We start from the raw sequence: 23966 nt of genomic DNA on the forward strand, positions 1-23966 counted from the left end.
AAGCGCCTGAAACGAAAAATGGTGGCCGGAGCCACCATTTCTTCAGATCGCCTTGAGGCTTCCTGCGGACTTGCGTCCGTTGCGGCCATCTTCAATCTCGTAAGAGACCTGCTGGCCTTCGTCCAGATTCTGCAGCCCGGCTTTTTCGAGAGCAGAAATATGAACGAAAACGTCTGTGGTGCCGTCGCTGGGCTGGATGAAACCAAAGCCCTTCGTGGCGTTGAACCACTTTACTGTACCTGTCGCCATTGCAGGTCTCCTTTGATAACGCAGCTTTACGCGCAAACATTCACGTAATCAGTTTTTTCAGAGGGGGAAGGTGCGCCTGCGCAGAAAAACGGCAGGCGATATTCTCCAGCCGGAAAAACAGCTGCATTTATAATATGCCTGAAGACCCTGATCGGAAGCAACGTCAAAATAAAACCCTTTCCGTCTCTTTCCCGGAAAGGATTTTACCGAAAAGGTTTATTTTTCAGGTCCAGTAACCGCGCCAACATCCTGAAAAATGAACCTTTAATTTCCTGAAGGACTTCCGGATCGGAAACGGTTTCTTATCGGAGCCGGACTTCACGTTTAGCGGAGCGGAAAGCCGAGTTTGTGCAGAACCGAACGCATGACGTGGCGGCCGCTCAGCCCTTTGAAACTGTCCACACGACTGGCGACCGTTTCCGACCAGGCCCGGGATGCCAGTCCCTGTTCCTTCTGGTAATCATCGGCGATCCGGTCATAGGCCGCGATGCCCTGAACTTCGTTTTCCGTACTGTAGTGCTCGCGATGCAGAACGACATCCTGTCCCAGACGCGGCTTGTAACCGTTCTGATGGGACGGATCGGGCCTGCCGACGCAGAGACCGACAACCGCGACCGAGCGCGGCGGGAGCGACAGGAGACTGGCCACCTCTTCGGGGTGATTGCGCAGACCGCCGATATAGACCGTGCCCAGACCGAGGGATTCGAAGGCGGTGACGGCATTCTGGGCCGCAATCCCGCTGTCGAGCGTCGCCATGAGGAAAACTTCTTCGTAATCGAGCGCCTCATGACCCTTGCCGGCCCGTTCGGCAATCCGCTCCAGCCGTCCCAGATCCACGATCCAGGCCAGAAACAGCGGTGCAACCTCGATATGCTTCTGGTTGCCGCACAGTTCCGCCAGTCTGGCCCGGGTCTCCGCGTTTTCCACGGCCACGACGGACCAGACCTGAAGATTGCTGGACGTGGCGGCTGAGGACGCCGCCGCGATACCGGCTTGCAGCGTGCCTTCCGGCAGGGCGTCAGGCAGATACGCCCGGACCGAATGATGCGACAGCAGCAGGTCGAGCACCGCGTTGTCCGGCAGGGTTTCCGGCGCCGGTGTGCGGTACCGTGTCTGCCACAGCGTGGAAATCCGTTCGGAAGAGGTGCCCGACATGTGGTGTTTCCTTATTCGTCGTATGTCATCAGAGCGTTCAGCGGCACGTCCAGTTTCTCACGACCCTTCAGATCCGCAAGCTCGATCAGCACGGACGCACCCACGACTTCGGCACCGACCTTGCGCAGAAGATCAACGGACGCCGCCAGCGTGCCACCCGTTGCCAGAAGATCATCCAGCACCACGACGCGCTGACCCGGCTTGATGGCGTCGGCCTGAATGTGCAGTTCGTCCTCGCCGTATTCGAGGCCGTATTTCAGGGAAATGGTCTTGCCCGGCAGCTTGCCCGGCTTGCGCAGCATCGTGAAGCCACAGCCCAGACGCAGCGCCAGCGGAGCAGCGGTCAGGAAGCCGCGGCTCTCGATTCCGGCAAGGATGTCCGGCTGCCAGGCAGCGATCGCGCGGGCCAGACGGGCGGTGGCGACCTGCCAGGCATCGGGCGAGCGGATCAGGGTGGAGATGTCATAGAACAGGATGCCCGGCTTCGGAAAATCCGGGATCTCGCGAATGTAATTCTTGAGATCGAGCGGCTGGGGATCCTGAAACGACATGGCGGCACGGCTTTCATCTGGTCATGGCAAACAGCGCGGCATGTAGGGGACTCTCCCCCCCGACTCAAGCCCGGATTGCGCCGGGCGGCCAATCGCGAGCCTAATCCCGGACCTGACCGAGGGCCTGTGCGATGGCCGCGAGAAGCCCTGCCCTGCGGAACGGCTTGGGCAATACCGCCATACCCTGCGGCGCCATATCGCTCTCTTCATAGTCGCCCGACATGAGCACGACTGCCATCTGCGGACGGCGCTCACGCAGCAGATGCGCAATCTCCAGTCCGTTCTGCGCACCGGGCAGGTTGAGATCCGTCACCAGCAGATCCGGAGTCTCCTCCTCCAGCGCGGAAGCCCCGTCCGCGACATGCCGTACCGTCCAGCCCTCGCGCTGGAGAACCGTCTCGACCACCAGAGCAATGGCCTCGTCGTCTTCAACCAGAAGTGCCTTCATGATGGATATTTCCTCAGGAATGGTTCGACGGTTCTGCCACGGCAGGCAGATTGGGGCGCAGCAGGGCGAACCCCATGGCCGCGGCAAAGGCAAAGGACATGAAGATTGCCATCGGAACGGCCGTCCCCGACGGTACCAGTCCGAACAGGGCACTGGCTACGGCCCCGAAAAGATACTGCATCGTTCCTGCCAGAGCCGAGGCCGATCCGGCGCGGTCGGACTGTTCGGAGAGAACGCCCACCATGGAATTCGGACCGATGATGCCCGTGGGCGCCATCGTGATGATGAGCGCGATGATGAGCGGCCACAGGAAGATCGCCCTGATATGGCCCTGCGGGTCAACGTCATAATTGGAGATCAGTGCCAGCAGCAGCAGGATGGCACAGCCTGCCAGACTGACGCCCAGCGCCGTGAACAGCATCCGCCCGGTACTGACACGTCCCACGAGCTGCCCGTTGATGGCGGAGGCTCCGATCATGCAGATCGCGAACAGGCCAAACAGCATCCCGTAATGGAACGGCGACATCCCGAACACGTCCTCGAACAGCATGGGCGCCGCCGTCAGATAGGTGAAGGTCACGAAGCCGAGGAAGCTCCAGACCAGACCATTCGTGACGAAACTGCGGGTCCGCAGGATATAGATGTAGCGCTCGATGATGGAGACAGGACGCAGGTCCCGCCGGTCGTGGGGCGGCAGGGTTTCGGGAAAAACCGTCATCAGCAGCAGGGTACAGATCCCGCCATAGACCGCCGTCACCCAGAAAATGACACGCCAGTCCACGAATTTCAGCGCAAACCCGCCCAGCATCGGAGCCAGGATCGGCACGGTTCCCTGAATGACGATCAGGCGTGACATCATCCTGGAAGACTCGTCGCCTTCCGTCAGATCGCGGATGCAGGCGTTCGGCACCACGAGTCCGGCCGAGGCCATGATGGCGGAAAAGACACGGCAGATGCACAGGAACGTCATGCTCGGCGCCATGGCGCAGCCGATTTCGCCCAGCGTATAGCCCAGCATGCCGAGCAGCAGCGGCCAGCGGCGGCCGAACCGGTCGGAAATCGGGCCGATGGTGATCTGTCCGATGGCCAGCCCGATCACCCAGGCGGCCATCGTGGCACTGCCCGAACCCGGCGCCGTATGAAGCTGACGCTCCATTTCGGGCAGAGCCGGGAGATAGACATCGGTCGAGACCGGCCCGACAGCCGTAAAGATTCCCAGCAGAACCGGCAGCCATGCGGGCAGGGGATCCCCCCGTCTGAATGTCATGTTCTGGTCTGTCATGCGCGTCTGCCTGTTCCATTCAGGTTGCGGAGGGTGAAGCTCTTCAGGAAGCCGGAGTATCTGCCTTGTCCTTCGGGGCAGTCTGGCCATGCTGACGGAGCAGAACGGCGCCCAGCACACCCGACACGACGAACAGGATTCCCGCAAGCCCCAACTGAAGGACGTGCCCGATCCGTGTCCCGGACCCCACCAGCACGAAAACCAGCGTCTGCGGCAGCCCTCCCAGAAATGTCGCCACCGAGAACGGCAGCAGCGGCAGTTCGAACAGTCCCGCCGCCGTCGAGACCAGCAGGGCGGACCCCACCGGCATCAGCCGCAGCGTCAGCACCGCCCGGAAAGGCTTTGCATGGAGCGTCCGGGCCAGCGCGGCATAGTCCGCTTCCAGCCTGTCATGCAGCCGTGCCCGGAACGCGGCCGGCGCCAGAACCCGCGCCCAGCCATACGCCAGAACCGCCCCCAGCATATAGGCCAGCGAACACAGGACAAGCCCGCCCCACAGCCCGAAGGCGAGCCCTGCCGCCACGCAGAGCGCCTGACGGGGAAGCCCGCACGCGCTGTAAGGCACGGCCAGCAGCAGGAACCACAACGGCGCGCCCGGCGTCTCGTGCCAGTGGGGTGCGTTTTCCAGCAGGTGATGGATGAAGGGCAGCCGCTGGAGCGCGGCCACCAGAACCAGCATCGCGCCGATCGTCAGGGCCGCGCGCCAGGGCACGAGCTGCCGCAGCGTGCGACGCAGTTCGGGATCGGGGGGAAGAGAGATCGGGCTACCCATCCCTGCCCGATACCAGCCGGAGCGCCCTTCGGCTACGGCCCGGACCCTAAACACCAGTTCATGCCTGCGCCCCTGCCGCAGGAGCAGGGTCCGGGAAAAAATCGATCAACCGTCTTTTTCCATTGAAGATATATCTTAAGATACTATATCGTTCGATATATCGAATAGGAGAACACAATGTTCAAACGTAAGACAGAGCGCTTCAATAATGACCGTCCGGATGCTGGCCAGCACGGCCATCGCCGGGGATTCTTCCGCATGGGTCGCCCGGTTGCGGAAGGCGAAGAGCGAGGCGAAGGCCGAGGGGAAAGACCCGGAGGACGTCATCACGGCATGGAACGTGGCGAAGGCGGTTTTGGCCGTCGGCATGGTGGCCGTGGGGGCGGAATGGGTGGCGGGCGCTTCGGTGGCCGGTTCGGCAGGGGTTTTGGTGGCGATCTGGGAGGCGAGGGCTTCACACGCGGCCGCAAGCTGACGGCCGATGAGCTTCAGCTCGTCATCCTCGCCCTCCTCGCCGAAGCACCAGCCCATGGCTACGAGTTGATCCGGCGTCTCGAAGAACGGTCCGGTGGATTCTACAAGCCCAGCCCCGGCGTAATCTACCCGTCCCTCACCTATCTGGAAGAGACCGGCCTCGCCGCCGTCACGCAGGAAGGCAACCGCAAGCTCTACAGCCTGACGGAAGAGGGAAAGGCGCATCACGAGACCAATAAGGAGGAGGCAGCCCGCATCCTCGATATCCTCAGCCGCATCGGGGCCCGTATGGCCGATGTCCGCGACGCCTTTACCGGCATCAACGATCTCGACCCGACACTGGGGCAGGCGTTCCATGACGCGCGCTTTGCGCTGAAGGCAGCCCTGAAATCCCGCCGGGGCGCGGATGCCGACGAACTGCGCCGGATCGTGGCGATCCTGAACCGCGCCGCAACGGAAATCGCGGGGCCTGCCTCCGGTGAAGCCTCTTCGGAAAATGCTCCAGCCGAATAAGGCCGGCGACACCGGGGGGCCTCTCCCAACGGCTGACGCAATGCCGTAAAGGATGGTCCATGATCGTTCAGGACCATCCCCATTTCTGCAATATGCCCGAAGACATGCGGTATTACCGGCCGGAGCATTTCGGAGAGGGATTCATCGAGAAATCGATGGTCTTTCTTCTGCCTGAACGGCTGAAGAAGTTTCGGCGCAACCTGTGGCATGTGCGGCGCAATCCCGGAGACGATGCGGTCTATATGCCACTGTTCCGGGTGACGTGCAGCCTGCCGTCAGAGCCCGCACCCACCGGGCTTCAGGGGCCGTTCGACGTCTATCCCTTCTATACCCGCACCACAAAAACCCGCAGCCGAGAGCTGGACTACTACGTCCTGTTCATTTTCCGGGACCGCATGTCCTGGATGCGCTGCAAGACGCTGCTGGAAAAATCCTGACCTCACGGAGCTTTGCCTTTGCGACATGGCCACGGCGGCCCAATGATGGCGGACCTTCACCAGAACAAGGTTCCCCGTCATGGCCAAGACCCTTTACGCCACGCTCAGGGCCCTGCCCGGCAGGCGCGAGACCCTGCGTGATCTGTTGACGGCACTGGCTGCTGACGTCCGCGCCGAGCCGGGCTGCGAGCGCTTCATGGTCTATACGCTCGCCTCCGACCCCGACCTGTTCCATGTGCAGGAAACGTATCGGGACGACGACGCCTTCGCCGCTCACATGGCCACGGAACATGGCCGGGTGTTCAACCAGACGATCACGTCCCTGGTCGAAGGTGGCGGTTCCGAGGTCGTCTTTCTGGACGCCGTGACCTGACCGCTATTTCAGATACAGATAGAACGGGATGACCCCGAAGACCGCCCAGGCCACCATGAAGATAAACGGGGCCTGATGGGCGAACAGCGCGCCACGCTGGGCGCGGCGCATCATATCGCGGGTTTCGTCCTCGTTCGGTGCCAGGGTGAAATCGGTCAGGTCCGGGCTGCGGGTGTGCAGATGGCGCTGCTTGCCTTCCCATTTCCCGATCGCGGCATAGGCCGCCCGGATGCCCGGCAGCGCCATCAGGGCCAGCACGAAGCCCAGCAGTGAGAACAGGGGCGGCAGCAGAAGCACCATGCTGTCGCCCCATCTCTTGGTCGAACCGGTCATGGCCGTCGCATAGGCAATGACGAGAAACGCCTGCGACCCCAGAAGGGCCTGTAAACGGCCGTTTACGACTTCGGTCTCGAAGCGGATTTCCGAGCGGTAAAACGCGAGAAGCTCGTTATCGGTCGGATGTCCCCGTACGATGATCTGGCTGGTATCGGGAGACGGCGATGCGGTGTCGACCATCGGGACCTTCATGCTGTGCTGGAGAACACCTAGCGCCCCAGACACATTTCCAGTTCCGTGAGATCAGAGGAAAACCCCTCAGATCAGGCCTTTTGCCCGGATCAGGGCAAAAGCGGCCAGCGAAACCATGCATTTCAGTTCGCCGTTGCGGATCATGGCTTCGAACGCCTCGAGCGTCATGTCGTGGCAGGTGATGTCCTCTTCCGTCGCCTCACGCGCCGTCTCGCCGCGCGTCAGATTGCGGGCGAGGAAGACATGCCCTTTCTGGTTCGAGTAGCCCGCCCCCTGATACATGCTACCCACATGGATCATCTCGCCGGCGCGCAGACCGGTTTCCTCCCGCAGCTCGCCCAATGCGAGTTCGACCGGATCGACGTTCTCTTTCGTCTCCCACATGCCCATCGGAAGCTCCCACAGCCGCTCGCCCACCGGATAGCGGAACTGCTGGATCAGCGTGACCTTGCCATCTTCATGCAGCGGCAGGATCACGACGAACTCGCCCCGCTCCACGATGCCATAAAGGCCCTGCTTTCCGTTGGGATGAACGATGATGTCCTCACGCAGCGCGGTCCAGGGATTGCTGTAGGCCAGCCGGGTCGAAAGCGTCTGGAAACCGGCGTCCCTGCGGGCGTCTTCGAGAGTTTTTTCGGAGCTCATGGACGGATCCTGATCTTGTTTCGTTCTACCGAATCGGCGAAACTTGTCTCATGGAGCAACGCCGGATCGTGCATATCGACATGGACGCATTTTACGCGTCTGTCGAACAGCGGGACGACCCGTCCCTGCGCGGCCGTCCGCTCGCAGTCGGGCGGGGCGAGGCACGGGGCGTGGTGGCCGCCGCAAGCTACGAGGCCCGGCGCTTCGGCGTCCGCTCGGCCATGCCTTCGGTCACGGCCAAACGTCTGTGTCCGGAGCTTGTGTTCGTCCCCGCGCGGTTTGACGTCTATCGCAGCGTCTCGGCGCAGATTCATGACATCTTCTCGCGCTACACGCCCCTGATCCAGCCGCTGTCGCTGGACGAAGCGTATCTGGACCTGACGAACCATCTGGGCGCCTATGGCTCCGCCACGCTGGTCGCGGACCGCATCCGCGCCGATATCCACACCGAAACGGGGCTGACCGCTTCGGCCGGCGTGTCCTACAACCGGTTTCTGGCCAAACTGGCCTCGGATTACCGCAAGCCGGACGGGCTTTTCGTTATCACGCCCGCCATGGGGCCGGACTTCGTGTCCACCCTGCCCGTAGATGCGTTTCACGGCATTGGCCCCGCCACCGCCCGGAAAATGCGGGCGCTGGGGATCGAAACCGGCGCCGATCTGCGGGAGCGAGACATCGAGACGCTGACCCGGCATTTCGGCAAGGCGGCGGCGTTCTATTACGGCATTTCACGCGGCATCGATCACCGGCCTGTCGTCGTGAACCGGGAGCGCAAATCCCTCGGAACCGAACAGACCTATCTTCGGGACCTGACCTCCGAAGCCGATGCGCATCAGGCGTTGACGCAGATCGCAGCCAAGCTGTGGGGCAGCGCACAGCGCCGCCAGCTTCAGGCCCGGACCGTGACCCTGAAGGTCAAATACGCCGATTTCCGCCAGATCACCCGCGCCCGGACCCTGTCCGCGCCGGTTCCGTCCGAAAACGTTCTGCTGGAAACAGGCCAGAGCCTCATGGCGCCGCTGTTTCCGTTCGTGTCCGGCGTGCGGCTGCTCGGGCTGACGCTTTCAGGATTTCATGCCACCGAAACCGCGCCCTGCGATCAGATGGAACTGCTCTTTTAGAAAGCGTCGGAAAGACCGGGCACAAATCCTCGCATTCTTTCGGCCGTCTGATGCGTTGGGGATCAGCCTGTCCTGAAACGGGCTGTTTCCTTACTGCCCGGACCCATGCCGTTCATGACCGCACGCCTGCACCGACCAACACTTTCCGCCGTGCTGATGGCACCCCTTCTGCTGCTCGGGGCCTGCGCGTCCAGAACGTCCCTGTCACCCGGCTTTGAAAAGACCCTCTCCCGCAACCAGCAGGGGCACCCGTTTTCCCCGGCCCGCAACCCGCTGGCTTTTCTGGGAGAGCCGGATCTGTCCTCGGCGAAACCTGCCAACCTTGCGGGGACGCTGCATTACTGTCGGCAGAACGCCGCCCTGACCGCTGACGAAACCGCTGTCCCCTCGACTTCCGCTCAGAACGACAGCGCCTACACTGTCGGAAGACAGGGGATTCTTCAGGCCCTCAGCGTCAGGACGGGACAGCACGAACAATATGCCCTGCCCTCCATGCCCGCTCCCCTGCGTCAGACCGTCTGCACGTCCGTCGCGGGCCGCCTGCGACAGCCGGCCTAGTCTTTCATTCCGGACGGTTTCACTCGGGATTGTGAAGTAAAGGGGAACACGCCCCCGTGACGGCTTCCCTTATCTGGCTTATGCCATGAAGAGTCTCTTGATATTCGAACTCCGGGGAGAGCAGATTTCATGACCGCGCAAGACACGCCGGCGGACTCACCGACGAAACGCGTTCTTGCCGTCGTCCTGTTCAATCTTCTCGTCTACATCGTGATCGGCCTGCCCAATGCCGTCCTGACGATTTTCGTTCATCAGGGACTGGGCTACAGCACGACCGTCGCAGGCATCACGTTCTCCCTGCAATATTTCGCGACCTTCGCGGCCCGCCCTTCCGCAGGGCGACTGGTGGACCGGATCGGCCCCAAACCGGTCGTCATCGGTGGCCTGGTCACCTGTCTTCTGTCCGGTCTTCTTATCGCAGGATCAGGGCTGCTGGCCGCCACGCCATTGCTGTCGCTGGGCGTGCTGCTGCTCAGCCGCCTGCTGCTGGGCTGGGCGGAAAGCTGGGCCGCAACAGGGGTGATCGTCTGGAACATCCGTCGGGCGGGAGCGGAAAACACCGCTATCGCCATTTCATGGAACGGCATCTGCTCCTATGGCGGGATCGCGCTGGGCGCGCCGGTCGGGGCCAAGCTGTCCATGCTGGCCGCCCCCTATGGCGGGCTGGTCTCGGTGGGGATTCTCTCGGCGGCCCTGCCACTGTTCGGTCTTGCGATCATCGGGTTCTATCCGGGCGTCAAACCCATTCCCTCGACCAGCCAGCCCATTTCCTTTTCCCGCGCCCTCAGACTCGTCCTGCCTCACGGTTCGGCGCTGGCGGCGGGATCCATCGGTTTCGGCGCGATCTCGTCCTTTCTGGCGCTGTACTATTCGGTCCTGCACTGGCAGGGCGCGGCGACGGCCCTTGCGGTCTTCGGCTTCACCTTCGTCGTCATCCGCTTCTTTTTCGCCTCGCAGATCGCAAAGCGCGGTGGTGTGTTCGTGGCGATCGTCTCGCTGCTGGTGGAAGCGGCTGGGCTCCTCATTCTCTGCCTGTTCCAGACGCCTTCAGCCGCCCTTGCGGGCGCGGCGCTGACGGGGGCGGGCTTCTCGCTGCTCTTCCCGGCACTCGGTGTTCTGGCCGTCAACAGTGCTGGACCGGAGAACCGCGGGGCGGCTCTGGGCGCCTATTCCATCTTCATTGACCTTGCCATTGCGTGCTCGGGGCTGTTTCTTGGACAGGTCATCGAGTTCGCGGGCTACAGGACGATGTTCGCCACCACCGCCATCTGCTGTCTGGTGGGTGTGCTGATCAGCCGTTCGCTGGGCCGCCGGACTCCCTGACAGATCATTGCTCCAATTGACACGGACCTGACATGACCATTCGTTCCTGCGCCGTTTTCTGTGGCTCCCGCTTCGGCAACTCCCCCGTCTATGCCGAAGGGGCAAAAGAAATCGGAACGGCCCTGGCGCGACACGGAATCACACTGGTCTATGGCGGCGGCCATGTCGGGCTGATGGGCACCGTGGCGGATGCGGCCCTTCAGGCGGGCGGCAGGGTGATCGGCGTCATCCCCGAATTCCTCCATGCCCGCGAAGTCATGCACAAGGGCGTCACGCAGCTCGAAGTCACGCCGGACATGCACACCCGCAAGGCCCGGATGTTCGAACTGTCCGACGCCTATGCGATCATTCCCGGTGGCCTCGGTACGTTCGACGAGCTGATGGAAATCATGACCTGGAAGCAGCTCGGCCTGCATCAGGAGCCGATCTACATCGTCAATATCGGCGGCTGGGCTACATCACTGGTCGACACGCTGAATGCTGCCGTCGATCAGGGTTTTGCGGACCCATCCGCCCGCCGTCTATTCACAGTTGTGCAGGGCGTGCCGGAACTGATGGAACACCTCTCCGTCAACGTCCCGGCCTGAGTTCTGGAGCGGGGGCCGTCCCCGCTCACACCTCCAGCGTTGCCACCAGCAGACTGATAATCTCTTCCAGCCGCGCCCGGTCAGCATCGGAAAACCGGTCCTTCACCGGGCTGTCGATGTCGAGAACGCCCACAAGCGCATCCCCGACCACGACCGGCAGCACGATTTCCGACTCCGATGCCGCATCACACGCGATATGGCCCGGAAACGCATGCACGTCCGGCACAACCAGCGTTTCGCGGTTCTGCGCGACCGTCCCGCAGACGCCACGACCCAGCGGAATCCGCGTGCAGGCCAGACGACCCTGAAACGGTCCGAGCACGAGCTGGCTGTCCGCCTCTTTCCACAGATAGAACCCGGCCCAGTTGATCTGCGGCAGGGCCTCGAACAGCAGGGCCGCGATATTGGCCATGTTGGCGATCATGTCCGTCTCGGTCTGAAGAACGGAACGCACCATCGGGACAAGCTCGTCCACACTCAGGCGATGGATGGGAGCACTCATGCAAAGACAGTCCTGCAAAACGGGGGGATAGATCTGCCAATCATAGGACAGACGCGAAAAAACCGGAAAATCCCCTGCATCTTATGGAAAGTACGCGGTTCCAGTAATGCTCTCGGTTCCGGGAGAATTATTAGAAATAATTCACAAAATACAAAAACGGTTTCCTCGAAATGGGAGGCTTCTAAAAGAGGCCGGTCCTTTCGTCTGAAAGATCCTTTCCATGATCCTGACTTCCCAGACTCTGTCCGAACTCCCGGAGTCCATCCTGACATCGCCCTATGATCGGGACGGAGTGACGGCCGGTATTGTCCATCTCAGTGTCGGCAATTTCCATCGCGCCCATCAGGCCGTCTATACGGACCGTGCGCTTGCGCTGCCGGGACAATCCGGCTGGGGCATTGTCGGGATGGGTCTGATGGACCATCCGGCGGAAGTGGCAAAAGCCGAGGCCCTGCATGCGCAGGACGGCCTCTATACCCTGCGCGAGTGCCCGCCGAACCGCCCCGATACGGTCCGGGTGGTGAAATCGCTGGTCGAATACATCCACGCCCCCGCCGATCGCGAGGCTGCGCTGAAGCGCCTGACGGACCCGGCCATCCGCATCGTCAGCATGACGGTGACCGAAGGCGGCTACTACATGGACGAAGCGGGACGGTTCATGACCGAACATCCCACCATTGCCGAAGACCTGCACCGTCCGGTCCCGCACACGGCATTCGGCCTGATGACCGAAGCCCTACGCCAGCGCCGGGACGCCGGGATCGCGCCGTTCACCATCCTGTCCTGCGACAACGTTCCCGCGAATGGCGATGTGGCCCGCAATGCCGTGCTGTCCTTCGCACGCCTGCGGGACGCGGAACTCGCCGGATGGATCGAGGCCGAAGTCGCCTTCCCATCCTGCATGGTCGATCGCATCACCCCGGCCGTCCACCCGGCCGATGTGGCGCGTCTGGATGCGCAGAGCGGAATCGAGGACCGCGTTCCTGTCTTCTGCGAGGACTTCATCCAGTGGGTGGTGGAAGACAACTTCCCCGCCGGACGTCCGGCCTGGGACCAGGTCGGCGTACTGTTCACGGACGATGTCGAGCCTTACGAACAGGTCAAGCTGCGGATGCTGAACGCGTCCCATTCCACGCTCGCTCTTCCGGGCGTGCTGATGGGATACCGGCTGGTCGATGAAGCCATGGGCGACGAACATCTGGCCGCCCTGCTGGAGCAGTTCCTGCGCCACGATGTCTCACCGCAGCTCACCGCCCCTCCGGGCATCAGCCTGTCGGATTATGCGACCCAGCTTCTGGAGCGGTTCCGCAACCATGCCGTCAGCGACCAGCTTCTGCGCATCACGTCCGACAGCACGTCCAAGCTCCCGGTCTTCCTGCGCGCCACAGCCGAGGACGTACTGAAGAAGGCTCAGGACCCGCGCCGGATTGCTTTCGTCCTCGCCTGCTACTGTGCCTATCTGGGGGGCCGGGATGACGTTCAGGCTACCTTCGCCGTCACCGAACCCCGCCTCAGCGCCGAAGACCGGGCTCTGGCGCTGGATACGAACCCTGCCAAGGCGCTGGATATGAGCGTATTCGCCGGATGGGGCCTTGAGGACTCCGCCGAGTTCCTCACGCGCTTCATCCAGACCCGCGAAGACCTGAAAACGCGCAGTACGGCTGCCGTCCTGAAGGCTCTGGTCACAAACGCATAAAAGTTTTTGGGTTCCGCCTTTTTTCAAAAAGGCGGAGAGACCTGAAGCTTTTTGGAAAAAGCTTCACCAAAAACTTTTATAAATTATTCAGGGCGGCCTGATCGCCGGGCGCCCTGTTCTGCCTGTCAGTCCGAGACGCGGGCGATATCGGCACCGCAGGCGGCGAGCTTGCGGTCCACGCCTTCATAGCCCCGGTCCAGATGATAGATGCGGCTGAGCTGTGTCTCGCCTTCCGCCGCCAGCCCGGCGAGGATCAGCGAGAACGAGGCGCGCAGGTCGGTCGCCATGACAGGCGCGCCCGACAGCTTCGGAACGCCGCGAATGATAGCGGAGCGGCCATGCACGTTGACGCGCGCGCCCATGCGGTTGAGCTCCGGCACATGCATGAAACGGTTCTCGAAGATCGTCTCGGTAATCATGGACGCGCCCTCGGCCACGGACAGCATCGCCATGAACTGCGCCTGCATGTCGGTCGGGAAGCCGGGATACGGCTCGGTCATGATATCCACGCCCTGAAGCGTGCCGCTACGACGGACCCGCAGGCCCCGTGCCTCTTCCACGACTTCGACGCCCGTTTCCTCAAGCGTGCGGATCACGGCCCCCAGATCATCGGCCCGTCCACCCACGAGCAGCAGATCGCCGCCCGTAATACCAGCGGCGCAGGCATAGGTGCCGCACTCGATACGGTCCGGCATGACGGCGTAATGCGCGCCGTGCAGCTTCTCCACACCGTCGATGACCAGCGTGCCCGAGCCTTCACCTGTGATCTGCGCGCCCATGGCATTCAGGCAGTGCACCAGATCGCTGATTTCCGGCTCACGGGCGGCGTTGACGATATGGGTGCGTCCCTTCGCCAGCGTCGCGGCCATCAGCAGGTTCTCGGTCGCGCCCACACTGGCAAACGGCAGGATGATCCGGTCACCCTTCAGCCCGTCCGGCGCGGTCGCGTTGATATAGCCGTTTTCGAGACGGATCTCGGCGCCCAGCGTCTCAAGCCCTTTGAGATGCATGTCCACGGGACGCGTGCCGATGGCGCACCCACCCGGCAACGAGACCTTCGCCTCACGCGCGCGGGCCAGAAGCGGTCCGAGCACCAGAATGGAGGCGCGCATCTTGGAGACGATGTCATACGGCGCCTCGACGGAGCCGATCTCGCCGCCGATGGACAGCGTACGCGGCCCGGCATCCTCAACCGTGATACCCAGACCGACCAGCAGGTCGCGCATCGTCTTGATATCGGCGATACCCGGAACATTGGACAGCACCAGCCGCTCTGACGTCAGCAGACCCGCGACCATGAGCTTGAGGCCGGAGTTCTTGGCGCCCCCGATCTCGATTTCGCCTGTCAGGCGGCGGCCACCGCGAATGATGAAACGGTCCATGGTGCGATCCTTGAGAAGCGGGCCTTGAGAGGGGTTAGAGGCGGGGCGTGGTGACGCCGGACTGGCGCATGTATTTTCCGGCACGGTCGGCATAGCTGACCTCACAGGGGCTGGCACCCTGGAAAAACAGGAACTGGCAGATGCCTTCGTTCGCATAGATTCGCGCGGGCAGCGGCGTGGTGTTGCTGATCTCGATCGTGACCTGCCCTTCCCATTCCGGCTCAAGCGGCGTGACGTTCACGATGATGCCGCAGCGTGCATAGGTGGACTTGCCGAGGCACACGACCAGCGTGTCACGGGGGATACGGAAATATTCGACCGTATGCGCCAGCGCGAAACTGTTCGGCGGGATGGTGATGTCGCCGGTGCGGGTCACGAAGCTGTTGGAGGCGAAATTCTTCGGATCAACGATGGCGCTGTCCACGTCGGTGAAGATCTTGAACTCTTCCGCCACACGTGCATCGTAGCCATAGGATGACAGGCCGTAGGAGATGACACCTTCACGCTTCTGGGCTTCCACGAACGGTTCGATCATGCCTTTTTCCCGGGCCATCTGGCGGATCCATGTGTCGGGCATGATGGGCATGAAGGCACTCCTGAACGAGGGACCGGAAAAAACCGTCCTGGGCGTATTACCCCACCTGCTCTAGCGAGCAGCGGCAGTTCACGCAATGTGTCCGCTCAGTCATTTTTCGTGAGCGCCGGTGGCGAGCGTCCCAGCAGAGCCTCCAGCCATTGCGGACGCAGTTCGCTCGTCAGCACGCCCCCTACGATCAGCGCGGCCCCGAGAAGTGTCGCGGGGGGCAGATGATCGCCCGCCAGCCATCCCACAAGACCACCCCAGACCGGCTCTCCGGCGTAGATGACCGCTGCCTTTGTCGGCGCAACGGATTTCTGCGCCCAGTTCATCACCACCTGCACCAGCGCGCTCAACGCACCCAGCGCCAGCGCACAGGCGATCCAGACCCATGAACATGCCGGAAGCGCTTCCCCCGTGACCGGGACCATTATCCCGGCGAAGACGCTCCCGGCCAATAGCTGCATCACCGTCACGCGCAGGCTGTCCACACCCCGCGCGTAAAGGCTGATGAGAACGATCTCGACCGCAATGGCGATGGCTGCGCACAGCGTCAGCAGATCCCCACGCCCGAAGGACAGCGACAGCGCGGCCGGTCCCGCCAGACAGACCAGCCCGGCAAAAGCCAGGACGATCCCGAGCCAGCTCATCAGGTGCGGCGCCCGGCGCAGGAACGCCCACTGGAAAATCGGCACCAGCGGCACATAAAGCGCGGTGATGAAGGCCGAACGGCTGCTGGTGATGTCGCGCAGACCTGCACTCTGCAACACGTAGCCGGTCGCAAGAGCGACTCCGATCAGCGTCCCTGCCCGGACTTCCCGCCAGTTGAAATCCAGCAGTTTCCGCCCGGCCAGAAACCCGACGAACACCGCCGCCATCATGAAGCGGACAAAGACGAAAAAGCTCGGCCCGCAATGCCGCATGGCGATGTGCAGCACGAGAAACGTGCCGCCCCACAGCACGGTCACGCCCGTCAGCGCCAGTTCCTGCGGCGTGGGGAGCGGAAAACTGCGTTTCACCGGCACTCAGCGCTCGTCAGTGGAGGATGGACTGCCCTCATCCTGCGGTCGGGCGCGCTGCTGCTGTTTACGGCGCATCAGATTGGCCCGGAGTGCCCTGGCCTCCCGGCTTTCGCGCTCTTCCTTCGCGGCGGCAGCCCGGTCCCGGATGATCTGTTCCGTGGGTTTTCCGTCCTTACTGGTCATGGCTGTGTTCCTCGAATGTCGTCCGCAGGCTGGTGCCCAGAAGCTCGTCATAAACGCCCAGCGTGCGGGCCTGCATCAGTGTCGTCGTATAGTTGGCAATGGCATGGGCCCTTGCCTTTTCCGCCAGCCAGTCCAGCGCGCCTTCGTCCGTTTCCAGAACGCTGTTCAGAGCATCAGCCAGCGCATCCGGATCATCGGGAGGCACGACGAGACCCGTTTCGCCGGGCAGGATCGTCTCCATCATCGCCCCCTGCGCCGTCCCGATCACGGGACGCCCCATCATCTGCGCCTCCACCAGCGTCCGCCCGAACGGCTCGGGGCGAAGCGAAGGGGCGACGATAACGCTCGCCAGTTCGCAGGCTGCCGGCATGTCCGTGCAGGTGCCAGTGAAGCGGACATGATCCTCAAGGCCCAGTTCATGCACGCGCTGTTGCAGTCGGCGCGAAAACTTCCGGTCGCTTTCCGGGCCGGCCAGAACGCAGAGCCAGTGCGCATCACTCCGGGATCGCAGACGGGCCAGCGCCTCGATCAGAACGCCCTGCCCCTTCCACGCCGTCAGCCGCGCAGGCATGAGGATGATCCGTTCCTCCCCGGAGAGCCGCCAGGCTTCGGCCAGTTTCTGCACCCGCTCGCCGGAGACCGAACCGGGCGTGAACTCCCGCACATCCGCCCCGCGCGGAATGACCCGCAGACGACTCTCCGGCACGCCGTACTCACTCCGCAGGCGACCTGCGATGAACTCCGAAATGGCAATGACCCGTGCGCCGCGCGCAAGCACGGAATTATAGAGTTTCTTGCCGCGCCACTTCGCCTCATGCACGCCGTGCCATGTCGTCACGAGCGGAATGTTTTCCCGACGGCACGCAATCCAGGCCGCCCAGGCCGGAATCCGTGAACGCGCATGCACCAGATCCACGCCTTCGCTACAGATGATGGCCTGCAGGTCTTTTGCCCGACGCAGCACTGCGAAAGGAGATTTTTTCTTCAGATCGAGGTCGATATGCCGCGCACCGGCATGACGGAGCTGCACCAGCAGCCGACCGGGACGGGACGCCACGAGTGCCATGCCGCCTCCCTGCGCGATCGCAGCCGCAATCTCGACGGCCCCGCGCTCCAGACCGCCGGTGCCCAGCGCCGGAAGAACCTGAAGGATAACGGGAGGACGGTCGGTCATGACGGTTGTGTGCGGCCTGTTCCGGAAAAGATTTTCAGACGAAAACAGCCTGTAGCCGGGTCTGCATCACCTTCCCACCCGAAAAATGGAAAAAACGGCGCCGGAGACGACAAAGGGGTGGCTCCCGTGCCTTTTCCGGCACGAAAACCACCCCTTTCGTCATTCGGGTCCGTCAGTCGGGAGCCTCAGCCCCCGGTTTTTCAGCCCTTGTGATCAGGCAGTGCGTAAACCACCAGCTGATCGCTGACGGGCGTCATCATGAAGTGATGACCACCCGCCATGATGGCGACGTACTGATGACCATTGGCCTCGTAGGTCATCGGATTGGCCTGTCCGCCGCCCGGCAGGACCGCACTCCAGACAACCTTGCCGGTCCGTTCGTCGATGGCACGGATCTGGTTATCCGTAGCCGCTCCGATGAACACCAGACCGCCGGCCGTCACGACCGAACCACCATTGTTCGGTGTCCCGATTTCCCAGGGGAGACCTGTCGGCAGACCCCACGGGCCATTGGCGCGGGCCGTTCCCAGCGGGTGCTGCCACAGCACCTTCTGACCGTGCTTCATGTCGATGGCCGTAATCATGCCGTAGGGCGGACGGTTGCACATCATGCCCGTGTACTGGTTCCAGAACGGGGTCACGACGATACCGTAAGGCGTGCCATCCATGGCGCCGTTACCCTCGGCTCCGCCACCACCCGGCTTGTAGTTCGGGTCATCGATCGGCATCAGGCCAAGTTCGTCGGCCTTCTTGCGGGTCACGAGCTGGTCGTACATCGGGGTGATGTTCCAGTTCGCGATCAGGATGCCACTCTGCGGATCATAGGACATGGAGCCCCAGTCGCTACCGCCGTTATAGCCCGGATATTCGATCCAGGGCTTGTCGACGCTCGGCGGCGTGAACTCACCCGTATAGTTCGCACGGCGGAACTTGATGCGGCAGAAGAGCTGGTCAATGGGGGACATGCCCCACATGTCCGTTTCTTTCAGATCCGGCACGCGCAGGGCCGGGAACCCCGTGGACCAGGGCTGCGTCGGCGAACGCGGATCACCCGGAATCACACCCGGCGACGGAGCAGGACGCTCCTCGACCGGCAGGATGGGCTTGCCGTCACGACGATCCAGCACAAAGGTCTGACCGCGCTTGGTCGGCATGATGAGCGCCGGCACAGGCTGGCCGTCCGGGCCGGGCATGTCCATCAGCGTGGCCTGCGAGCCGATATCGTAGTCCCAGACGTCCTTGTGGACGGTCTGGAAGACCCAGCGCGGCGCACCCGTCTTCACATCGAGAGCAACAACCGCAGACGAAACCTTGTTCTCGGCATCGCTGCGCAGGGCACTGTAATAATCGGAGGCCGAGTTGCCGGTCGGGACGTAAACGAGACCCAGCGCATTATCGCCGGTCATCGCGGCCCAGGAGTTCGGCGTACCACGGCTGTAGTGGTTGTTGCCGGTCGGCTGGCTGTGATCGTCGGGGCGGTTCACATCCCAGGCCCACAGGAACTTGCCGCTCTCGGCGTCATAGCCACGGATCACACCGGACGGAGCCCAGCGGCGCTGACCGTCCAGAACCTCGTGATTGACCACGACCACACCGTTCACGACGGGCGGCGGCGTCGTCATGGACACGAAGCCGGGGACGGATTCGCCCAGACCCTGCATCAGGTTGACCTGACCGCCATTGCCGAAGCCCGGGCAAAGATTACCGGTCGCGGCATCAACCGCGATCAGGCGCATGTCGAGCGTGCCTTCGAGAATGCGGTTATGGCAGGGCTCGCCTTCCGGCACCTGCGACGAGGTGAAATACGTCACGCCCTTGCACGCGGCGGTGTAGGGAATGGCTTCGTATTTCTCGTTGATGTTGTGACGCCAGATTTCCTTGCCTGTCGCCGGGTCGAGCTTCATGATGTCGTTCTGCGCCGAGCACATGTAGAGGCCGTCACCCACCTTGATCGGCGTGGTTTCGGCAGCCCATTTGTTCACCTGCCCCGCACGCGGATAGCTGCCCGTATGGTAGACGAAGGCGACCTTGAGCTGATCGGCATTCTGCGGCGTGATCTCGGACAGCGGTGAATAGCGCATCTGGCTGTCGTCGTGACCATAGGCGGCCCAGTCCCCTGCGGCAGGGCTGGCGCTCTGCTGGGGGACCATCTGCGGAACGTCGTTCGGATCCATGGACCCGATATCCGGCAGATTGGCCGCATTCACACCGGCCGCCTGGGGCGCATAGGGAGACGGACCGGAAAACCGGCTTTTCGCGGCCGGCGTGTTTTCCGTCGGCTCGAAGGAATTGCTGCTGCCATTGCCAGGTCCGGGCACGCTGGATGTCGGCGCGCCGCCACTTCCGGCGGGAGCGAACTGGGCATTGGCGGCCAGCGGTGCGCAGGCCAGCGTGGCACAGGCAGCGGTGGCGAGAAGATGGGATCTGCGCATCAGACGGCTTCCCTCAGGGTACGGCGGGTTTCCATCCGGCGAAGAACCGGAATGGTGAGGGCGACAAGGATCCCCAGGATCGTCGGACCGAAAGCGCGCGGAAGAAGATCGACCGGGCTGAGGCCCACTTCCCACAGCGCCCAGATCCATGTGTAGCCCAGCGCACCCAGATAGAGGTATGCGCCCAGAGTGCGTCCCATGACCATGAACACACCGCCGGCGACCAGCAGGATGCCACAGAGAACGTAATAGACAGACCCGCCCAGCATCGCGAGGTCAGCCCCGGCGATTACGAAGAACAGGCCCACCAGAACGATAACGACCCCGAGGAGCAGCGTGAGCCACTCGGTCAGGCTCCTGTTGCCATAAGTACCTGGCATTGGTGAAAGCCTCCAGAACTGAAAGTCCGGACGGTAAGTCCAGACTTTCAGGAAAGCTATGCTTCTTTTCCAATATTGCCGAATATTCTTCTAACAAAACCGTGTATTAATACAGTTCCACTTTGACGGGTTCAAATACCCGTTACCTTTATTACCCGGCGGGGATGGTCACGACAGCTCCGCCGGTATGGTTCGTTGCCGCCAGCGCGGCCAGAACCTGCACCATTGTGAAAGCCAGTTTGCTCTGGAAATCCCGGTCACTGATCCAGAACCAGGTGTTATTGTAGCTCACCGCGGCATAACGGCCATCGGGCTCTTCCTTGCCAGAGTGGATCACCACTTCCGGCCGGTTCTCGATCCCGACCTGCCCGATCGTGGGCGGTGTGCGGCCGGTCTTGATATCGTCTTCCGGCACCTCGACCTCGTAGGCGAGCTGCGTCAGCATCGCGAGCATGGAACGCGTGAGGATGGCGATCTGCTTGCCGGGATGCTTGGGATACGGCCCATAGACGATTTCTGCTTCCTCGGCCCCGGGATCGAGATGCAGCAGGCGACGCACTTCCGCCTGGATCGCCAGAAGATTGCTTTCGGACGTGGATGTCAGAACGAGATAGGAGCGTTCCGCCCCGCCACCATTTCCACCGCCGCCACTGTCGGACTTGCCACCGTTTTTCTTGCTGTCTCCGGACGTAGGGCTGTCGGTCGTGATGCGGATGGTCATGGCGCCGGCGAGCTGGAGCTGCCTCAGATCGTGCAGGAGCAGGTAGAACCGTACCGATCCCCCGCCGAACGGACCGGCGCCCAGCCCGCGCACATTGGACAGGCCATCAATGGACTGCGCTGTCAGACGCAGCAGCGTATCGATCGGCAGGCCGCCGAGGCTGAGCGGCATGATGACCGTCGGTGAGATCGGCCGGACCACGTTCTCGGCATATTGCTGGCCCGTCACGGGCTGGTAGGTGAAGGTTGGGCTTTCCCCCAGCGACATCGTCCCCGTGCCGAACAGGTAGTTCCCGACAGCAGTGGCCGGATAGGCGTAGAAGCCGCCGCTGATGCTCTTGGACACGCTGTAACCCGCAATCACCTGCGTCGTGTCCAGAAAGGTCGGCGGATCGGCATAGCGCAGACGGACGATGTTCAGCAGCATCTCATGCTTCTGGGTATCTCCCAGCGCACGGGAATATTCGAGCTGGTCGTTCCGCAGCTTTCCCGGCCCCATCGGGCCACAGGCGGAAAGACCGGTTGCGGAAAAAATGGCCAGGGCAGCCATCAGCGTGGCACGAAAATAGGAATGGTTCGGCATGGCTGTGTGAAGACTGTCCCATTGGCAGGCAAAGCGAAAGACACAACCTTACTAGAGGGCGTTGCCAATATCTGAAACAGCCATCTTCCCCTTCATGCCGTGCGAAGCGAACATTCTCGACGAAATGTGTCGTCCAAGTGCTTGAAAGACCTTGCGGCGTTGCCTAGATCAGTAGTCGGAACACAGGCCCGTGAGGGTCTGAATTACGTCAATAGGGTTCGACCCGGTGCCTCACAGGGCCGGGACGGACCGCTGAGAGGACTGATTACATGAGCAAAGTCATTGGCATTGACCTTGGTACCACCAACTCCTGCGTCGCAGTGCGCGAGGGTGACGAAACCAAGGTCATCGAAAACAGCGAAGGCGCCCGCACGACGCCGTCCATGGTCGCTTTCACCGACAACGGTGAGCGTCTCGTCGGACAGGCTGCGAAGCGTCAGGCCGTCACCAACCCGTCCAACACCCTCTATGCCGTCAAGCGCCTGATCGGCCGTCGTTACGACGACCCGACCGTCCAGAAGGACAAGGAGATGGTGCCGTACGCCATCGTCCGTGGCGACAATGGCGACGCATGGGTCGAAGCCCGCGGCGAGAAATATGCTCCGTCGCAGATCGCGGCCTACGTTCTGGGCAAGATGAAGGAAACCGCCGAGAGCTATCTCGGTGAGACCGTCTCCCAGGCCGTCATCACGGTTCCGGCCTACTTCAATGACGCCCAGCGTCAGGCAACCCGTGATGCTGGCAAGATCGCCGGTCTTGAAGTCCTGCGCATCATCAACGAGCCGACCGCAGCTGCCCTCGCCTATGGCCTTGGCAAGCGCGATTCCGGCACGGTGGCCGTGTATGACCTTGGTGGCGGTACGTTCGACGTCTCCATCCTCGAGATCTCCGACGGCGTGATCGAAGTGAAGTCCACGAACGGTGACACGTTCCTGGGTGGTGAAGACTTCGATAACCGCATCATCGGGTTCCTGGCCGACGAGTTCAAGAAAGACCAGGGCATCGACCTGCGTGGTGACAAGCTCGCCCTGCAGCGCCTTAAGGAAGCCGCCGAAAAGGCCAAGATCGAGCTGTCCTCCTCCAAGGAGACCGAGATCAACCTGCCGTTCATCACGGCTGATGCTTCCGGTCCGAAGCACCTCGTCGTCAAGCTGTCCCGCGCCAAGCTGGAAAGCCTGGTCGAAGACCTGATCCAGCGGACGCTCGGCCCGTGCCGTGCAGCCATCAAGGATGCGTCCGTCTCCGCTAACGAGATCGACGAAGTCATTCTGGTCGGCGGTATGACCCGTATGCCGAAGGTCATCGAGACGGTTAAGGAATTCTTCGGCAAGGATCCGGCCCGCAACGTCAACCCTGACGAAGTGGTCGCCATCGGTGCCGCCGTTCAGGGCGCTGTCCTGAAGGGTGACGTCAAGGACGTCCTGCTCCTCGACGTGACGCCGCTGTCGCTGGGCATCGAGACGCTGGGTGGCGTGTTCACCCGTCTGATCGACCGCAACACGACGATCCCGACCAAGAAGAGCCAGACCTTCTCCACGGCCGAAGACAACCAGAACGCCGTGACCATCAAGGTCTATCAGGGCGAGCGTGAGATGGCAGCTGACAACAAGCTGCTGGGCAACTTCGACCTGCAGGGCATTGCTCCGGCGCCGCGTGGCGTGCCGCAGATCGAAGTCACGTTCGACATCGACGCCAACGGCATCGTGAACGTGTCTGCCAAGGACAAGGCCACGAACAAGGAACAGCAGATCAAGATCCAGGCTTCTGGCGGTCTGTCTGACTCCGACATCGACCGCATGGTCAAGGACGCGGAAGCCAACGCTTCTGCCGACAAGGCCAAGCGTGAACTGGTCGAGCTGCGCAACAGCACGGAAAGCCTCATCCACCAGACCGAGAAGTCCATCACCGAAGGTGGCGACAAGGTTCCGGCGGCTGACAAGTCCGAAGCGGAAGCGGCCATCGCCGAGGCCCGCGAAGCTCTGGGTGGCGAAAACCTCGACGCCCTGAAGGCTGCGAGCGAGAAGCTGACGCAGGCTGCCATGAAGGTTGGTCAGGCTGTGTATCAGGCTGGTCAGGGCGCTGAAGGAGCTGCTGCACCGGAAGCCGAAAAGAAGGACGACAACGTCGTCGATGCCGACTTCGAAGACCTCGAAGACGACAGCAAGAAGCACTGATCGGGTGACTTCCCCAGACGGGGCTTCACGCTCCGTCTGGCCCTGTTTTCCGAGGGCGCCCGTTCCCGCAAGGGGGTGGGCGCCATTCTTGTTTTTCCGGCCCATAACAGGGACCGCCTTCAGGA

General features: G+C 62.4%; 26 protein-coding genes. 9 read left to right on the top strand and 17 right to left on the bottom strand.

Annotated elements, in window-relative coordinates; translation table 11 throughout:
• Window positions 1-42: 42 nt before the first annotated feature.
• The 6 genes from ABF859_RS08040 to ABF859_RS08065 all read right to left on the bottom strand — a co-directional run bounded on the left by ABF859_RS08040 (window position 43) and on the right by ABF859_RS08065 (window position 4511).
• Window positions 43-249 (bottom strand): cold-shock protein, encoded by a 207-nt coding sequence (locus ABF859_RS08040; RefSeq protein ID WP_215745346.1) that lies wholly within the window; start codon window positions 247-249, stop codon window positions 43-45.
• Between the two features lie 324 nt (window positions 250-573).
• Entirely contained in the window at window positions 574-1404 is an 831-nt protein-coding gene (locus tag ABF859_RS08045) for an NADPH-dependent oxidoreductase (RefSeq protein ID WP_415527242.1), read from the bottom strand.
• Window positions 1405-1415: 11 nt separating this feature from the next.
• Entirely contained in the window at window positions 1416-1955 is a 540-nt protein-coding gene (locus ABF859_RS08050; RefSeq protein ID WP_415527243.1) for an adenine phosphoribosyltransferase, read from the bottom strand.
• Between the two features lie 100 nt (window positions 1956-2055).
• The gene (locus ABF859_RS08055) at window positions 2056-2403 is read right to left on the bottom strand and encodes a response regulator (RefSeq protein ID WP_415527244.1); all 348 of its coding nucleotides are present in this window, start codon (window positions 2401-2403) and stop codon (window positions 2056-2058) included.
• Between the two features lie 13 nt (window positions 2404-2416).
• Window positions 2417-3685: a multidrug effflux MFS transporter gene (locus ABF859_RS08060; protein ID WP_415527245.1), complete on the bottom strand. Its 1269-nt coding sequence runs from the start codon at window positions 3683-3685 to the stop codon at window positions 2417-2419.
• A 43-nt stretch (window positions 3686-3728) separates the two neighbouring features.
• Complete coding sequence (locus tag ABF859_RS08065; protein ID WP_415527246.1) at window positions 3729-4511, bottom strand: TVP38/TMEM64 family protein; 783 nt, start codon at window positions 4509-4511, stop codon at window positions 3729-3731.
• Between the two features lie 123 nt (window positions 4512-4634).
• On the opposite strand from ABF859_RS08065, the gene ABF859_RS08070 reads away from it, so the two are divergent.
• The 3 genes from ABF859_RS08070 (at window position 4635) to ABF859_RS08080 (ending at window position 6254) form a co-directional block, all read left to right on the top strand.
• Window positions 4635-5444 carry a PadR family transcriptional regulator gene (locus ABF859_RS08070; RefSeq protein ID WP_415527247.1) on the top strand — a complete coding sequence of 270 codons (810 nt, stop codon included), beginning with the start codon at window positions 4635-4637 and terminating at the stop codon, window positions 5442-5444.
• 59 nt (window positions 5445-5503) lie between these two features.
• The gene (locus tag ABF859_RS08075; protein ID WP_415527248.1) at window positions 5504-5881 is read left to right on the top strand and encodes a hypothetical protein; all 378 of its coding nucleotides are present in this window, start codon (window positions 5504-5506) and stop codon (window positions 5879-5881) included.
• Window positions 5882-5960: 79 nt separating this feature from the next.
• Window positions 5961-6254, top strand: a complete 294-nt coding sequence (locus ABF859_RS08080; RefSeq protein WP_415527249.1) for a putative quinol monooxygenase — start codon at window positions 5961-5963, stop codon at window positions 6252-6254.
• Between the two features lie 3 nt (window positions 6255-6257).
• Here ABF859_RS08080 and ABF859_RS08085 read toward each other — a convergent pair whose 3' ends face one another.
• Together ABF859_RS08085 and ABF859_RS08090 are read right to left on the bottom strand one after the other, a co-directional pair.
• Window positions 6258-6815, bottom strand: coding sequence for a hypothetical protein (locus tag ABF859_RS08085; protein ID WP_415527250.1), 558 nt, complete (start codon window positions 6813-6815; stop codon window positions 6258-6260).
• Window positions 6816-6848: 33 nt separating this feature from the next.
• A complete protein-coding gene (locus ABF859_RS08090) occupies window positions 6849-7427 on the bottom strand; it encodes an NUDIX domain-containing protein (RefSeq protein WP_415527251.1) in 579 nt (192 codons plus the stop codon).
• A gap of 50 nt (window positions 7428-7477) precedes the next feature.
• Between ABF859_RS08090 and dinB the strand changes: the two genes are divergently transcribed.
• The 4 genes from dinB (at window position 7478) to ABF859_RS08110 (ending at window position 11016) form a co-directional block, all read left to right on the top strand.
• Complete coding sequence (gene dinB, locus ABF859_RS08095; RefSeq protein ID WP_415527252.1) at window positions 7478-8548, top strand: DNA polymerase IV; 1071 nt, start codon at window positions 7478-7480, stop codon at window positions 8546-8548.
• Between the two features lie 114 nt (window positions 8549-8662).
• Window positions 8663-9106 (top strand): hypothetical protein, encoded by a 444-nt coding sequence (locus ABF859_RS08100; RefSeq protein ID WP_415527253.1) that lies wholly within the window; start codon window positions 8663-8665, stop codon window positions 9104-9106.
• A gap of 129 nt (window positions 9107-9235) precedes the next feature.
• Entirely contained in the window at window positions 9236-10429 is a 1194-nt protein-coding gene (locus ABF859_RS08105; protein WP_415527254.1) for an MFS transporter, read from the top strand.
• A gap of 32 nt (window positions 10430-10461) precedes the next feature.
• The gene (locus ABF859_RS08110) at window positions 10462-11016 is read left to right on the top strand and encodes a TIGR00730 family Rossman fold protein (protein WP_415527255.1); all 555 of its coding nucleotides are present in this window, start codon (window positions 10462-10464) and stop codon (window positions 11014-11016) included.
• Between the two features lie 25 nt (window positions 11017-11041).
• On the opposite strand, the gene ABF859_RS08115 is transcribed toward ABF859_RS08110, so the two are convergent.
• The gene (locus tag ABF859_RS08115; protein ID WP_415527256.1) at window positions 11042-11518 is read right to left on the bottom strand and encodes a GAF domain-containing protein; all 477 of its coding nucleotides are present in this window, start codon (window positions 11516-11518) and stop codon (window positions 11042-11044) included.
• Between the two features lie 220 nt (window positions 11519-11738).
• On the opposite strand from ABF859_RS08115, the gene ABF859_RS08120 reads away from it, so the two are divergent.
• Complete coding sequence (locus tag ABF859_RS08120; RefSeq protein WP_415527257.1) at window positions 11739-13214, top strand: mannitol dehydrogenase family protein; 1476 nt, start codon at window positions 11739-11741, stop codon at window positions 13212-13214.
• Between the two features lie 125 nt (window positions 13215-13339).
• On the opposite strand, the gene murA is transcribed toward ABF859_RS08120, so the two are convergent.
• From murA to ABF859_RS08160, 8 genes are all read right to left on the bottom strand, one after another.
• Entirely contained in the window at window positions 13340-14596 is a 1257-nt protein-coding gene (gene murA / locus ABF859_RS08125) for a UDP-N-acetylglucosamine 1-carboxyvinyltransferase (RefSeq protein ID WP_415527258.1), read from the bottom strand.
• Between the two features lie 34 nt (window positions 14597-14630).
• Window positions 14631-15182: a dCTP deaminase gene (dcd, locus tag ABF859_RS08130; RefSeq protein ID WP_011252421.1), complete on the bottom strand. Its 552-nt coding sequence runs from the start codon at window positions 15180-15182 to the stop codon at window positions 14631-14633.
• A gap of 95 nt (window positions 15183-15277) precedes the next feature.
• Window positions 15278-16192, bottom strand: coding sequence for a DMT family transporter (locus ABF859_RS08135; protein WP_415527259.1), 915 nt, complete (start codon window positions 16190-16192; stop codon window positions 15278-15280).
• A 6-nt stretch (window positions 16193-16198) separates the two neighbouring features.
• A complete protein-coding gene (locus ABF859_RS08140) occupies window positions 16199-16378 on the bottom strand; it encodes a hypothetical protein (RefSeq protein ID WP_415527260.1) in 180 nt (59 codons plus the stop codon).
• Window positions 16368-17552 carry a glycosyltransferase family 4 protein gene (locus tag ABF859_RS08145; RefSeq protein ID WP_415527261.1) on the bottom strand — a complete coding sequence of 395 codons (1185 nt, stop codon included), beginning with the start codon at window positions 17550-17552 and terminating at the stop codon, window positions 16368-16370. The genes ABF859_RS08140 and ABF859_RS08145 overlap by 11 nt, the downstream gene beginning before the upstream one ends.
• Window positions 17553-17752: 200 nt before the next feature.
• Window positions 17753-19984, bottom strand: a complete 2232-nt coding sequence (locus ABF859_RS08150; RefSeq protein ID WP_415527262.1) for a pyrroloquinoline quinone-dependent dehydrogenase — start codon at window positions 19982-19984, stop codon at window positions 17753-17755.
• Window positions 19984-20364 (bottom strand): glycerol dehydrogenase, encoded by a 381-nt coding sequence (locus tag ABF859_RS08155; RefSeq protein ID WP_415527263.1) that lies wholly within the window; start codon window positions 20362-20364, stop codon window positions 19984-19986. Before ABF859_RS08155 ends, ABF859_RS08150 begins: the two co-directional genes overlap by 1 nt.
• A 151-nt stretch (window positions 20365-20515) precedes the next feature.
• Entirely contained in the window at window positions 20516-21667 is a 1152-nt protein-coding gene (locus tag ABF859_RS08160) for a hypothetical protein (protein WP_415527264.1), read from the bottom strand.
• Between the two features lie 269 nt (window positions 21668-21936).
• On the opposite strand from ABF859_RS08160, the gene dnaK reads away from it, so the two are divergent.
• Entirely contained in the window at window positions 21937-23841 is a 1905-nt protein-coding gene (dnaK, locus tag ABF859_RS08165; RefSeq protein ID WP_415527265.1) for a molecular chaperone DnaK, read from the top strand.
• The last annotated feature ends 125 nt before the right edge of the window (window positions 23842-23966 follow it).

The sequence above is a fragment of the Gluconobacter sp. genome (assembly GCF_047722525.1).
Classification (GTDB): Bacteria; Pseudomonadota; Alphaproteobacteria; order Acetobacterales; family Acetobacteraceae; genus Gluconobacter.

Bases quoted from the DNA above. Each gene is read 5' to 3' on its own strand.
- ABF859_RS08040 (WP_215745346.1), bottom strand. From the start codon at position 249: ATGGCGACAGGTACAGTAAAGTGGTTCAACGCCACGAAGGGCTTTGGT.
- ABF859_RS08045 (WP_415527242.1), bottom strand. From the start codon at position 1,404: ATGTCGGGCACCTCTTCCGAACGGATTTCCACGCTGTGGCAGACACGG.
- ABF859_RS08050 (WP_415527243.1), bottom strand. From the start codon at position 1,955: ATGTCGTTTCAGGATCCCCAGCCGCTCGATCTCAAGAATTACATTCGC.
- ABF859_RS08055 (WP_415527244.1), bottom strand. From the start codon at position 2,403: ATGAAGGCACTTCTGGTTGAAGACGACGAGGCCATTGCTCTGGTGGTC.
- ABF859_RS08060 (WP_415527245.1), bottom strand. From the start codon at position 3,685: ATGACAGACCAGAACATGACATTCAGACGGGGGGATCCCCTGCCCGCA.
- ABF859_RS08070 (WP_415527247.1), top strand. From the start codon at position 4,635: ATGTTCAAACGTAAGACAGAGCGCTTCAATAATGACCGTCCGGATGCT.
- ABF859_RS08075 (WP_415527248.1), top strand. From the start codon at position 5,504: ATGATCGTTCAGGACCATCCCCATTTCTGCAATATGCCCGAAGACATG.
- ABF859_RS08080 (WP_415527249.1), top strand. From the start codon at position 5,961: ATGGCCAAGACCCTTTACGCCACGCTCAGGGCCCTGCCCGGCAGGCGC.
- ABF859_RS08090 (WP_415527251.1), bottom strand. From the start codon at position 7,427: ATGAGCTCCGAAAAAACTCTCGAAGACGCCCGCAGGGACGCCGGTTTC.
- dinB (WP_415527252.1), top strand. From the start codon at position 7,478: ATGGAGCAACGCCGGATCGTGCATATCGACATGGACGCATTTTACGCG.
- ABF859_RS08100 (WP_415527253.1), top strand. From the start codon at position 8,663: ATGACCGCACGCCTGCACCGACCAACACTTTCCGCCGTGCTGATGGCA.
- ABF859_RS08105 (WP_415527254.1), top strand. From the start codon at position 9,236: ATGACCGCGCAAGACACGCCGGCGGACTCACCGACGAAACGCGTTCTT.
- ABF859_RS08110 (WP_415527255.1), top strand. From the start codon at position 10,462: ATGACCATTCGTTCCTGCGCCGTTTTCTGTGGCTCCCGCTTCGGCAAC.
- ABF859_RS08115 (WP_415527256.1), bottom strand. From the start codon at position 11,518: ATGAGTGCTCCCATCCATCGCCTGAGTGTGGACGAGCTTGTCCCGATG.
- ABF859_RS08120 (WP_415527257.1), top strand. From the start codon at position 11,739: ATGATCCTGACTTCCCAGACTCTGTCCGAACTCCCGGAGTCCATCCTG.
- murA (WP_415527258.1), bottom strand. From the start codon at position 14,596: ATGGACCGTTTCATCATTCGCGGTGGCCGCCGCCTGACAGGCGAAATC.
- dcd (WP_011252421.1), bottom strand. From the start codon at position 15,182: ATGCCCATCATGCCCGACACATGGATCCGCCAGATGGCCCGGGAAAAA.
- ABF859_RS08140 (WP_415527260.1), bottom strand. From the start codon at position 16,378: ATGACCAGTAAGGACGGAAAACCCACGGAACAGATCATCCGGGACCGG.
- ABF859_RS08145 (WP_415527261.1), bottom strand. From the start codon at position 17,552: ATGACCGACCGTCCTCCCGTTATCCTTCAGGTTCTTCCGGCGCTGGGC.
- ABF859_RS08150 (WP_415527262.1), bottom strand. From the start codon at position 19,984: ATGCGCAGATCCCATCTTCTCGCCACCGCTGCCTGTGCCACGCTGGCC.
- ABF859_RS08155 (WP_415527263.1), bottom strand. From the start codon at position 20,364: ATGCCAGGTACTTATGGCAACAGGAGCCTGACCGAGTGGCTCACGCTG.
- ABF859_RS08160 (WP_415527264.1), bottom strand. From the start codon at position 21,667: ATGCCGAACCATTCCTATTTTCGTGCCACGCTGATGGCTGCCCTGGCC.
- dnaK (WP_415527265.1), top strand. From the start codon at position 21,937: ATGAGCAAAGTCATTGGCATTGACCTTGGTACCACCAACTCCTGCGTC.